General features: G+C 68.7%; 11 protein-coding genes and 1 pseudogene. 1 reads left to right on the top strand and 11 read right to left on the bottom strand.

The features are described 5' to 3' along the window. Position 1: 1 nt before the first annotated feature. Genes ACK59X_RS35930 through ACK59X_RS35960 form a run of 7 tightly spaced genes read right to left on the bottom strand, consistent with a single transcriptional unit; the run spans position 2 to position 7165 of the window. Positions 2-703 carry a class I SAM-dependent methyltransferase gene (locus ACK59X_RS35930; protein WP_409964373.1) on the bottom strand — a complete coding sequence of 234 codons (702 nt, stop codon included), beginning with the start codon at positions 701-703 and terminating at the stop codon, positions 2-4. Then, complete coding sequence (locus tag ACK59X_RS35935) at positions 700-1743, bottom strand: glycosyltransferase family 2 protein (protein ID WP_409964374.1); 1044 nt, start codon at positions 1741-1743, stop codon at positions 700-702. The genes ACK59X_RS35930 and ACK59X_RS35935 overlap by 4 nt, the downstream gene beginning before the upstream one ends. Beyond that, the gene (locus ACK59X_RS35940; RefSeq protein ID WP_409964375.1) at positions 1740-2804 is read right to left on the bottom strand and encodes a glycosyltransferase family 4 protein; all 1065 of its coding nucleotides are present in this window, start codon (positions 2802-2804) and stop codon (positions 1740-1742) included. Before ACK59X_RS35940 ends, ACK59X_RS35935 begins: the two co-directional genes overlap by 4 nt. Continuing rightward, the gene (locus ACK59X_RS35945; protein ID WP_409964376.1) at positions 2797-3408 is read right to left on the bottom strand and encodes an acyltransferase; all 612 of its coding nucleotides are present in this window, start codon (positions 3406-3408) and stop codon (positions 2797-2799) included. The genes ACK59X_RS35940 and ACK59X_RS35945 overlap by 8 nt, the downstream gene beginning before the upstream one ends. Next, positions 3392-4624, bottom strand: a complete 1233-nt coding sequence (locus tag ACK59X_RS35950) for a lipopolysaccharide biosynthesis protein (RefSeq protein ID WP_409964377.1) — start codon at positions 4622-4624, stop codon at positions 3392-3394. Before ACK59X_RS35950 ends, ACK59X_RS35945 begins: the two co-directional genes overlap by 17 nt. Further along, positions 4621-6504, bottom strand: coding sequence for a polysaccharide biosynthesis protein (locus ACK59X_RS35955; protein WP_409964378.1), 1884 nt, complete (start codon positions 6502-6504; stop codon positions 4621-4623). The genes ACK59X_RS35950 and ACK59X_RS35955 overlap by 4 nt, the downstream gene beginning before the upstream one ends. Positions 6505-6529: 25 nt before the next feature. After that, positions 6530-7165, bottom strand: coding sequence for an LON peptidase substrate-binding domain-containing protein (locus ACK59X_RS35960; RefSeq protein ID WP_409964379.1), 636 nt, complete (start codon positions 7163-7165; stop codon positions 6530-6532). 77 nt (positions 7166-7242) lie between these two features. Between ACK59X_RS35960 and ACK59X_RS35965 the strand changes: the two genes are divergently transcribed. Further along, positions 7243-7791, top strand: a complete 549-nt coding sequence (locus ACK59X_RS35965; protein ID WP_409964380.1) for a YggT family protein — start codon at positions 7243-7245, stop codon at positions 7789-7791. Positions 7792-7857: 66 nt separating this feature from the next. On the opposite strand, the gene accD is transcribed toward ACK59X_RS35965, so the two are convergent. From accD to ACK59X_RS35985, 4 genes and pseudogenes are all read right to left on the bottom strand, one after another. Beyond that, positions 7858-8730, bottom strand: coding sequence for an acetyl-CoA carboxylase, carboxyltransferase subunit beta (gene accD, locus ACK59X_RS35970; protein WP_409964381.1), 873 nt, complete (start codon positions 8728-8730; stop codon positions 7858-7860). 96 nt (positions 8731-8826) lie between these two features. Next, positions 8827-9636 (bottom strand): tryptophan synthase subunit alpha, encoded by an 810-nt coding sequence (gene trpA / locus ACK59X_RS35975; RefSeq protein WP_409964382.1) that lies wholly within the window; start codon positions 9634-9636, stop codon positions 8827-8829. Continuing rightward, positions 9633-10904 (bottom strand): tryptophan synthase subunit beta, encoded by a 1272-nt coding sequence (trpB, locus tag ACK59X_RS35980; RefSeq protein WP_409964383.1) that lies wholly within the window; start codon positions 10902-10904, stop codon positions 9633-9635. Before trpB ends, trpA begins: the two co-directional genes overlap by 4 nt. Then, positions 10882-11006, bottom strand: a pseudogene (locus ACK59X_RS35985) (N-(5'-phosphoribosyl)anthranilate isomerase); the annotation flags it as partial. The pseudogene ACK59X_RS35985 and the gene trpB, both read right to left, overlap by 23 nt.

Consider the following 11006-nt stretch of genomic DNA (forward strand, 5'->3'; position numbering starts at 1 on the left):
TTCAGTGCGGCTTGGACAGCCAGGTCAGGCGGTGGGTGCGCAGCGGGTACAGCAGCGCGGATGCCGGCGCGAGGCAGGCGGCAGGCAGGCGGCGCGCCAGCGGGGGCGCCAGCGTGATCCGCCGCGACTGCACCTGCGCCTGGGGAAACAGCTGGCGCAGTTCAGCCAGCGGTATGCCACGCACATCCGGGTTGTTGGGATTGTCTACCACGAAGTCGTAGACCAGCACGCCGCCGCCCGGTGCCGCCCAGCGCCACAGGGTCTCTGCCATGTGGCGCCGGAAGGCCGGGTCCAGCAGCGAGCTGAACAGGGTGAAGGCCAGCACCGCCTGCTGGCTGCCGTCAGCTACCGGCGCCAGGGTGGCATCGCCCTCCACAATGCGCACGGCAGCGGGCAGCGCGTCACGCGCCTGCACGTCACGCTCGGCGATCAGTTCCAGCCCCTGCAGGCGTGCGGGGCTGGCACCCAGGCGCAGCAGGTCCTGCAGGTTGCCGCCCGTGCCGCAGCCCACTTCGGTGATGGCCAGGTCCGCCAGGCTGCTCCAGCCATGGGCGTTCCACAATGTCACCAGGGCGCGCAGTCGCTCCTGCTGCGCCTGCAAGGCCGACGGGCTGGCCATCAGCTGGTAGCGCAGGGCATCCTGCGCGCCATCGCGGCGCGCGTAGCGCGCCTGCACCGCCTGGGGTTCGGTGCCATGGCTCATCGCGTGATCCGGGCGAATTGGCTGTCCGGTGCGCGCGCGCGCAGCACGTCCCACAGGCCACGCCAGGTGCCCAGGCCATAGGCCAGATGGTAGGCGGCAATCACCACCGGCAGGCGCACCAGCAGGCCCCACTGGCCCGCACCGTGCGCGGCCGAGACGGATGCCCAGCCCACATAGGCGGCATAGACCGCCACCAGCGCCGCCAGCGGCAGCACCGTCCAGGGCGTGCACAGCGCGAACAGCGCGAGCGCCGCGACGAAGGCCGCAGGAACCAGCTGGCGCATCGAACCGGGCTGCCCGTGCTTGCGCATCACGAAGGGGCGCCAGTAGCCGTACTGCCGCTGCTGCGCGAACAAATGGCGCAGCGAGTTGCGCGGGTGGTAGAGCGAGTGGATCTGCGGGCTCTGCCAGATGCGTCCGCCCGCCAGGCGCAGGCGCAGGTTGTGCTCGTCGTCCTGGTTGCGCACCAGGGCCTCGTCGAATCCACCGATGTGATCGAACACGGTGCGCGGCCAGCAGCCCAGGTAGACCGTGTCCACTTCGCCGTCGTACCTGGTGTCGCGCGAACGTGCACCGCCCACCACCCAGCGGCACTGGAAGGCCGCGGCCACGGCGCAGCCCATGGGCCCCGTGCCCTCGGCCACCCAGGGGCCGCCCACGTTGTCGGCGCCAGTGCGTGCCAGCGTTTCGATACAGCGCGCCACGTAGTCGGGCGCAAAGCGGGTGTGGATATCCAGCCGCACGATGACCTCGCCGCGCGCGCGGGCGATGCAGGCATTGAGCCCGGTGGAGACGATGCGCCCCGGGTTGTCCACCCACTGCAGCCGCGGGTCCGCTGTGCTGCGCGCAACCAGCAGCTCGCGCGTGCCGTCGTCGCTGCAGCCATCGGCCACCAGCACTTCCATCTGCCAACCCGCAGGCAGCACCTGCGCCAGCGCACTGTCGCAGAAGGCGGCAATGTGCGCTGCCTCGTTGCGGCAGGGCGCGATCACGCTGACCCAGCGCAGGTCCTGTGCCGGGATGTCCTTGGGCACGTTCATAGGGTGCCCATCCGTTCTCGATAAAGTCGGTCCATTGTGTCCATCTGCACGGCGCGGTCGCCATCGCGCGCGATCCGCCGCACATTTTCCTGTCCATGGCGCTGCATGCGCGCATCGTCCGTGACCAGTGCCTCCAGGCAGCGCGCCAGCGCGGCCGCATCGCGCGGGGGTACCAGTACGCTGGCATCGAGCCAGGCGCGGTTGGCGTCCAGGTCGCTGGCCACTACCGTGAGGCCGCAGGCCATGCTTTCGAGCACCGAGACCGAGGTCGCATCGCTCGTGGGTACCGAGACCGAGAGCTTGCCCTGTGCCAGCACCCGTGCCATGCCCGCGTCGTCCAGGCGGCCGTGGAACAGCACGCGCTGCTGCAGGCCGCGAGCGGCTACCAGCGCGCGCAGCGCCGCCTCCATCGAGCCGCCACCCAGCAGGTGCAATTGCACGCCCGCCTCGGGCTGGCGTGCCACCAGGGTGGCCACGGCCTCCACGATGGTGTCGATGTTGTAGTTGGGCTCCCACGACCGCAGGCTCACGATCTGCAGGCCGGTCTTGCCGGCCCAGGGGGCGGGCGCGAAGCGCGCGAGGTCCACGCCCCAGTGGATCTCCTGCACGGGACAGGCGGGGCCGTAGCTGCGTGCGGCATCCAGCAGGCTTTGCGAATCCCCGGTGATGAGGTCGGCGCGGCGCAGGGTCCAGCCAGTGAGCCAGCGCATCAGCGCGCTTTGGTGCGGCGTCACCAGCAGGTCGCTGCCCCAGGCCGTCATCACCAGCGGGTGGCGCCCGCAGCGCGCGCCCACGTAGCCGTACGAGGTGGTGTAGTGCGCATGCACGATGTCGGGCGCCAGGGCCTGCACATAGCGCCGGGCCTGCCCCGCGCGCAGCAGCCAGTCGGTCGAGCGGCGCACGGGCGCCAGCACCTTCTGCTCCACGCCCTCGACGGGAGCCGGGCGCGCCGTGACCAGCGACACGCGGTAGCCGCGCGCGCGCATCTCCGCCGCCCAGCGCTGGATGTGCGGGCTGGTGGCGTCGCCCAGCAGGCACAGGTGTTTCGGTACCTCAGCCATGGGCACCGGCCTCCGTCGATTGCGGCAGATCGCCCGCCCAGGCACGGTAGTGCTCGGCCCATTCGGGGTACTGCGCCAGCAGGGCCGCATCGGCCGTGCGCACGTCGCCCACCTGGCGCGCCGGGGCACCGGCCATGATGGCGAAGTCGGGCACCTCGCCGCGCACCTGCGAATAGGCGCAGACCAGCGCGCCGCGGCCGATGCGCGTGCCGGCCTCGATCAGGCTGTGCGGCCCGACGAAGGTATAGGCGCCGATGTGCACAGCGCCCTTCACGTAGCCGGGCACCTCGCCGCCCGCATGGGTGGCATAGCCGCGCCCCAACAGCCGGATGGAGCGGTGCGAGCTGTGCGTGACGATGCTCACGAAATTGGTGATCTGCACGCCCTCGCCGATGTGAAGGCCCGCCGTTGCGTCGAGAAAATTGAACTGCCCGATGAACACATGGTCGGCCAGCACAAGGCCTTGCTCGCCTTCGATGCAAGTGCTGGGCGCGATGCGTGTGTGCGCCAGCAGCGTACCGCCGGGCGCACGCTCGCCAAACACCATGCGGAACAGCAGCGCCCGCCAGAGCTTGCGCCGCACGCGGTTAAGCCAGGCTTTCATCGGGGATGTTTTTCCACTGGGCAAGGGTGAGAAAGTAGTAGGCGAAGTAAGGCAGCATGGAAGCCGAAATGCCCCAGGCTGCACCTTCCAGGCCCCCCAGGGCCAGGCCGGCCAGCAGCCCGGCAAAGAAGGCCAATTGTCCCACCAGCGCGAGCCGCAGGGCCCAGCCCTGCGCACGCCAGGCCAGCGTGGTCACCGACAGCGGCGAGGCGATGAAGTGCAGGGCGATGTAGGGGGCAATGGCGCGCACCAGCGGACCGGCCTCGCTCCACTGCGGGCCGAACGCGGTGGTGAACAGCAAGGGCCCCCAGAGCATGAGCACCGCCATCATCGGCAGGGCGATGGCGGCCAGCGCCAGCATGCTCTTGCGCACCAGGGCGCGGGCCTCGCCTGCAGTGCGGGCCTGCAGCAACTGTGGGTACAGCGCCTGCGACAGCGCACCACCCAGCAGGGTGGCCGGTGCCTTGAGGTAGCGCAGCGACAGGGCCCACAGGCCGGCCGCTGCACCGCCTGCCCAGGCCGCCACCGCCACCAGCGTCAGCGTGTCCTGCAGCGCCCCCATGAAGGCATGCGGTGTGTTGAGCAGTGGGAAGTCCCGGTGCTTCGCAGCCATGGACCGCAGCGATGCAAAGGGAGCGCGCCACAGCACCGCCCAGCCCCCGGCAGGTGCCGGCCGTGCCAGGGCGGCGGCGGCCACCAGCCCCGCCGCCACGGCACCGGCCAGCAGGCCCGCCGCGCCGATCTTGAGCAGGCCCAGCGCCAGTTGCAGAACCGCGCCGCCGCCGTGCTGTACCAGCCGCGCAAGGGACAACAAGCCAAAGCGCTGCGAGCGCGTGGCCCACAGCGTGAGCCACTGCGTTGCCGCGATGGACAGCACGGCCAGCGGCAGTGCCCAGGCCAGCGGCATGTCCTGCACAGCCGCGACCACGCTGCCTGCCACCACGGCGCAGGCCGTGACCGCCAGCAGCACGCGGGCACACAGGGCCATGAGTTCGGCAGCATCGGCGTCGTCCTTTTCCAGCGGCAGCGCGAATTCGTAGCGCGCGCAGCCGACCACGGCCAGGTTGGTGGCAATGGCCCACAGCAGGGCAAACTGGCCGAATTCGGCTGGCGTGTACAGGCGCGTCAGCGCCGGACCCAGCAGCAGGGGCAGCGCATGGGCCACCACGCTGCCGGTCAGCAGGGTGGCCGTGGCGCTCAGCAGCCTGGCGCTCATGGCAGGGCCTGGGGCTCCTGGTGGAACCCTGGCACCAGCTCGTGCAGCAAGGACATCATGGTCGCGATGTCGCCCTGGTGGATGGCCTGCTCCAGGGCCTGCAGCCGGCCTTGCAGCACGTCCCAGGCGAGGTACTCCTCATGGGCGCGCAGGATGCGCGGGTGCGCCGTGGGCTGTGCGCCATCGCCGATCAGCAGCTCCTCGTAGAGTTTTTCTCCGGGGCGCAGGCCGGTAAAGACGATCTCGATGTCCCCCTCGGGATGGTCCGGGGCCTTCACGCTCAGGCCCGACAGCGCGACCATGCGCTGGGCCAGGTCCAGGATGGGGATGGGCTCGCCCATGTCGAGCACGAAGACCTCGCCGCCCTGGGCCATGGCTCCGGCCTGCAGCACCAGTTGCGCGGCCTCCGGGATGGTCATGAAATAGCGCATCACCTCCGGGTGCGTCACCGTGATAGGACCGCCAGCGGCGATCTGGGCGCGGAACAGCGGGATCACGCTGCCGCTGGAGCCCAGCACATTGCCAAAGCGCACCATGGAAAAGCGGGTCTGCACCGCTCCGGGCTGGCTTGCGCACGATGCCACGGCCTGCAGCACCAGTTCGGCCACGCGCTTGCTCGCGCCCATCACATTCGTGGGGCGCACGGCCTTGTCGGTGGAGACGAGGACGAAGTTCTCCACGCCGCCCGCGATGGCGGCGCGCACCATGTGCAGGGTGCCGAAGGCATTGTTGCGGATGCCTTCGCCCGCATTGGCCTCCACCATGGGCACGTGCTTGTAGGCCGCCGCGTGGTAGATGGTGCGGGGACGCTGTGCCCGGCACAGGTCCAGCATGTGCTGCGCATGGGCCACGCTGGCCAGCAGCGGCACCAGCTCGCAGGCCAGGGCCTCTTGTTGCACGATGGACTGCAGCTCCTGGTGGATGCTGTAGAGCGCGAACTCGCTGTGGTCCACCAGCAGCAGGCGCGCTGCGCCCTGGCGTGTGATCTGACGGCACAACTCGCTGCCGATGCTGCCGCCCGCGCCCGTGACCATCACCACCTGGCCGCGGATGTGGCGGCCCAGCAGCGCAGGGTCGGGGGCCACGGGGTCGCGGCCCAGCAGATCTTCGAGGTCCAGGTCCTGGAAATCGGTCACCGTGACGCGGCCGCTGGCCAGGTCCGTGAGGCCCGGGATGGTGCGTATGCGCACCGGCAGGTCGCGCAGGTTCTGGATGATCTGGTTGCGGCGCTGGCGCGACACGCTGGGCAGCGCCAGCAGCACGTCGGTGATACGCAGGCGCCGGACCACCTCGGCCAGCGCGATCGGGGCATACACGCGCACGCCGTTGATGCTGCGGCCCACCTTGGCCCGGTCGTCGTCGGCAAAGGCCTCGAGCACATAGTTGCGTGCGCTCACCAGGCCGGCCGCCGTCTGGGCGCCCGCCGAGCCGGCGCCATAGATGAGCAGCCGGTGCGGGGCCTTGGTGTTCTGCCCTGCCAGCCACAGCCAGCCCAGCGAGCGGCTGGCGCCCACCAGCAGCAGAAAGATCACCGGCTGCAGGATGCCCACGCTGCGCGGGATGCCCGTCCACTTCCCCAGCATCAGGATGGCGAACAGCAGCGCGCCATAGATGGCCACGGCCTTGCCCGTGGTGATGAGCGCCGTGATGCCGGTGTAACGGAAGATGGCGCGGTACAGCCCCAGGTTCACGAAGATCGGGAAGGCCAGGGCCGGCGCCAGCACGTAGGCCAGCCACTGCATGCCTTCGTCGGGCCAGTGCAGGACATCCAGGCGCAGCGTGAAGGCCAGCCACATGGCGAACAGGCCCATGGCGATGTCCAGCGCCACCACCACCAGCCGCTTGACCGGGCGGGGCCACTCCAGGACGTTGTTCAGCACGTAAGCCCCACCTTCGGCAGGGCGCTCACTGCGCGATGCCCGTGCGCTCAAGCACGTCGCCCACGAGTTCCAGGCGCACCAGGGGGTTGTCGAGTTCCATCAGCCGCTGCTTGAGCTCCAGCGGCACCGGCAGCAGCTCGCACCAGCGGTTGGCCACCCAGCCGCAGTCGTCGAGCTGGGCCGCCGTGGGTACCAGGGCTGTGGGGCTGTCGGGGTCGCGCTGCTGCAAGGTGGTGAGTACCTGGGCCAGGGCCTGCGAGGCCTTCTTCAGGTCGTCGGGCACGGGCACCGGCATGTCGGGGGCAAGGTGATCCACGTCGGCGATCCACAGCCCGTGAACCAGGTGGCTGCGTTGCACGATGCGAAAACGCTGGCTGCCGCGGCACTGCAGGGTGATGAGACCGGGCTGCGGCGTGTCCAGTTGCTCGATCACGGCCAGGGTGCCGATTTCGCTGAACTGTTCCTCGGGGGCTCCCGCCTGGCGCACTTCGTGGCCCTGGGTGAGCGACACCACGCCGATGGGCGCGCCCATCTGGTGGCATTTGCGCACCATGTCCAGGTAGCGCACCTCGAACACGCGCAGCGCCAGCAGGCCTTCGGGAAAGAGGATGGAGCCCAGCGGAAACAGCGGCAGGGACGACAGGGAGAGGGGTTGAGTCATGGGAGAAGACCTTGGCCCGCTATCATCCCATGGCGCGGGCTGCTTTCGCACCGCCCGCTTTCCTTTTTGCCCCTCCCATGTTCTTCCAGATCGCTTCGTTCCTGCTTGATGTCGTCGGTGGCCTGCTCACGGGGGCCTGCCTGTTGCGCCTGTACATGCAATGGCAGCGCGTGCCGTTTGGCAACCCCATTGGCGGGCTGGTCTTTGCGCTCACGGACTGGATCATCCTGCCGCTGCGCAAGCTGATCTCGCCCGCAGGCAAATGGGACCTGTCGAGCCTGGTGGCGGCCCTCCTGTTCCAGGTGCTGCAGTATGTGCTGCTGCTGGTGCTCATCGGCGCGGCGGCCGCCTGGGCCTGGCTGCCCTGGCTGGTGCTGTTCGGCCTGGCCAAGGTGGCGGTGTCGGGGCTCATGGGCCTGCTCATCGTGCATGCCGTGATGTCCTGGATTGCGGCCCGTTCCCCGCTGTCCGACGTGGTGTGGCGGCTGTGTGCCCCTGTGCTGCGGCCGTTCCAGAAAGTGATTCCGTTGCTCGGTGGGATAGATCTGTCGCCGCTGGTGGTGCTGGTGCTGCTGCAGGTGGTGATGATCGTGCTGGGTCACCTGCAGGCCGGTGTCATGCGCTGAAGCACCGGGCCCCAAACAAAAGCGCCTGTCGGAGACAGGCGCTTTTTTGGATGGGCCAGCGTTCGTTCAGAGTACGGCGTCGGCCGGCAGGCGCTGCAGCATGGCCAGGCTGCTGGCCACGGTGTTGCGCAGTTCGCGGCGGTCGCAGATGAAGTCGACCGCGCCCTTGGTCTGCAGGAATTCGGCACGCTGGAAGCCTTCGGGCAGGGTCACGCGCACGGTGGACTCGATCACGCGCGGGCCGGCAAAGCCGATCAAAGCCTTGGGTTCGGCGATCACCATATCACCCACGAAGGCGAAGCCGGCGCTCACGCCGCCCATGGTCGGGTCGGTCAGCACGCTGATGTAGGGCAGGCCCTTCTTGGCCAGGCGCGTGAGCGCCGCATTGGTCTTGGCCATCTGCATCAGCGACAGCAGGCCTTCCTGCATGCGCGCACCGCCCGTGGCGGTGAAGCAGATGAAGGGCACCTTCTGCTCGATGGCGGTTTCCACGCCGCGCACGAAGCGCTCGCCCACCACGGAGCCCATGGAGCCGCCCATGAAGTCGAACTCGAAGCAGGCGACCACCACGTTGACGCTCTTGACCGCGCCACCCATCACGATCAGGGCATCGGTCTCGCCGGTGTTTTCCAGGGCTTCCTTGAGGCGCTCGGGGTACTTGCGGCTGTCCTTGAACTTCAGCGCATCCACGGGCAGCACTTCCTGGCCGATCTCGTAGCGGCCTTCGGGGTCCAGGAAGGCGTCCAGGCGTGCCCGCGCACCGATGCGGTGGTGGTGGCTGCAGTGCGGGCAGACGTTCTGGTTGTGCTCCAGATCGGACTTGTAGAGCACCGTTTCGCAGCTCGGGCACTTGATCCACAGGCCTTCGGGCACCTGGCGGCGCTCGGTCGGGTCGGTTTGCTGGATTTTGGCGGGCAGGAGTTTTTCGAGCCAGGACATGGTGCTTTCCTCTTCAAAGACAGGGCCTTGGCGCATGGCAAAACCCTGTGTAAAACAGCAGTGGGCGCCCACCGGTGGGTGGGCGCCAGGGCTGCATTATGCGTCGAGTGCCTTGCGGATGCCGCGCAGGAAATCGACCGTGATTGCCACCACCTTCTCGTGCGGCTGGTCCTCGATCAGCTGGATGATGCGCGTGCCGATCACCACGGCGTCGGCCACCTTGCCGATGGCCTGTGCCGTCGCCGCATCGCGGATGCCGAAGCCCACGCCCACGGGGATCTGCACATGCTGGCGGATGCGCGGCAGCATCTGCTCCACGGCCGAGGTGTCGAGCGCGCCCGAACCGGTCACGCCCTTGAGCGACACGTAGTACACGTAGCCGCTGGCCACGCGTGCCACCTGGGCCATGCGCTCATCGGTGCTGGTCGGGGCCAGCAGGAAGCTCAGGTCCATGCCGTGCGCGCGCAGGCTGGCGGCAAAGGCCTCGCATTCCTCGGGCGGGTAGTCGACCACGAGCACGCCGTCCACGCCGGCCGCGGCCGCATCGCGCACGAAGGCGCCGGCGCCGTGCACCTGGTCATAGCGCTCCACCGGGTTGGCATAGCCCATGAGCACCACCGGGGTGGTGGTGTTGCGCTTGCGGAAGTCGCGCACATGGTCGAGCACCTGGGCCATGCCGATGCCGAGGGCCAGGGCCTTCTCGCCCGCTTTCTGGATCACCGGGCCGTCAGCCATGGGGTCGGAGAAGGGCACGCCCAGTTCGATCACGTCGGCGCCTGCTTCCACCATGCCGTGCATGAGGGCAGGCGTGATGTCGGCGAACGGGAAACCGGCGGTGACGTAGGGCACAAGGGCTTTGCGGCCCTGCGCCTTCAACTGGTCGAAAGTGGTGCTGATGCGGTTCATGCCTTGGTCTCCGCGCCTTTGACGGTCAGTCCGCGCATGGAAGGGCGGTCATAGAAATCCTCGCCCGACAGGTCGGCCACGGTGCCGATGTCCTTGTCGCCCCGGCCCGAGAGGTTGACCAGGATGGACTGGTCCGGGCGCATGGTTTGGGCGAGCTTCATGGCATAGGCCACGGCGTGGCTCGATTCGAGCGCGGGGATGATGCCCTCGGCGCGGCACAGGTGGTGGAAAGCCGCTAGGGCCTCCTTGTCGGTGATGCCGACGTACTCGGCGCGGCCGATCTCCTGCAACCAGGCGTGCTCGGGGCCCACGCCGGGGTAATCGAGGCCCGCGCTGATGCTGTGCGTCTCGGTGATCTGGCCATTGGCGTCCTGCAGGATGAAGGTGCGGTTGCCATGCAGCACACCCGAGCTGCCACGCTGCAGCGAGGCCGAGTGCTTGCCGCTATCGAGGCCCTCGCCGGCGGCCTCCACGCCGATCAGGCGCGTCTTCTCGAACGGGATGTAGGGGTGGAAGATGCCCATGGCATTGCTGCCGCCGCCCACGCAGGCGACCACGGCATCGGGCTGTTCGGCGGGCACCTTCTGCTCCACCAGCAGTGCGGGCATCTGTTCCAGGCACTCGTTGCCGATCACGCTCTGGAAGTCGCGCACCATCATCGGATAGGGGTGCGGGCCGGCCACCGTGCCGATGATGTAGAAGGTGTTGTCCACATTGGCCACCCAGTCGCGCATGGCCTCGTTGAGCGCATCCTTCAGGGTTTTGCTGCCCGACTCCACGGGCACCACGGTGGCGCCCAGCAGCTTCATGCGGTAGACATTGGGGCTCTGGCGCTTGACGTCCTCCGAGCCCATGTAGACCACGCATTCCAGGCCATAGCGCGCACAGATCGTGGCCGTGGCCACGCCGTGCTGACCGGCGCCGGTCTCTGCAATGATGCGCGGCTTGCCCATGCGGCGCGCCAGCATGGCCTGGCCGATCACGTTGTTGATCTTGTGCGCGCCGGTGTGGTTGAGGTCCTCGCGCTTCAAGTAGATCTGCGCGCCGCCGAGCTCGCGGCTGGTGCGGGCTGCGTGGTACACGGGCGAGGGGCGGCCCACGAAGTGCTTGAGCTCGTACTCGAATTCGGCCAGGAACTCGGGGTCGTTCTGGTAGCGGGCGTAGGCCTCGCGCAGTTCGTTGATCGCGTGGGTCAGAGTTTCGCTGACGAAGCTGCCGCCATAGGAGCCGAAATGGCCCGAGGGATCAGGTTGCTGATAGGAATTCATGGGGGTTCTTTGCAAGTTGTGCATCGGCCGCGCGCACGGCGGCTACGAAGCGTTGGATCTTGTCGGCGTCCTTGGTGCCCCGCAGGGGCTTGCCATCGGGCC

It is taken from the genome of Acidovorax sp., assembly GCF_046339755.1.
Lineage (GTDB): Bacteria > Pseudomonadota > Gammaproteobacteria > Burkholderiales > Burkholderiaceae_C > Acidovorax.

What these genes read in the sequence shown, in the direction of transcription:
- ACK59X_RS35935 (WP_409964374.1), bottom strand. Translation starts at nt 1,743, where the DNA reads ATGAACGTGCCCAAGGACATCCCGGCACAGGACCTGCGCTGGGTCAGC.
- ACK59X_RS35945 (WP_409964376.1), bottom strand. Translation starts at nt 3,408, where the DNA reads ATGAAAGCCTGGCTTAACCGCGTGCGGCGCAAGCTCTGGCGGGCGCTG.
- ACK59X_RS35965 (WP_409964380.1), top strand. Translation starts at nt 7,243, where the DNA reads ATGTTCTTCCAGATCGCTTCGTTCCTGCTTGATGTCGTCGGTGGCCTG.
- ACK59X_RS35950 (WP_409964377.1), bottom strand. Translation starts at nt 4,624, where the DNA reads ATGAGCGCCAGGCTGCTGAGCGCCACGGCCACCCTGCTGACCGGCAGC.
- accD (WP_409964381.1), bottom strand. Translation starts at nt 8,730, where the DNA reads ATGTCCTGGCTCGAAAAACTCCTGCCCGCCAAAATCCAGCAAACCGAC.
- ACK59X_RS35960 (WP_409964379.1), bottom strand. Translation starts at nt 7,165, where the DNA reads ATGACTCAACCCCTCTCCCTGTCGTCCCTGCCGCTGTTTCCGCTGGGC.
- ACK59X_RS35930 (WP_409964373.1), bottom strand. Translation starts at nt 703, where the DNA reads ATGAGCCATGGCACCGAACCCCAGGCGGTGCAGGCGCGCTACGCGCGC.
- trpA (WP_409964382.1), bottom strand. Translation starts at nt 9,636, where the DNA reads ATGAACCGCATCAGCACCACTTTCGACCAGTTGAAGGCGCAGGGCCGC.
- ACK59X_RS35940 (WP_409964375.1), bottom strand. Translation starts at nt 2,804, where the DNA reads ATGGCTGAGGTACCGAAACACCTGTGCCTGCTGGGCGACGCCACCAGC.
- trpB (WP_409964383.1), bottom strand. Translation starts at nt 10,904, where the DNA reads ATGAATTCCTATCAGCAACCTGATCCCTCGGGCCATTTCGGCTCCTAT.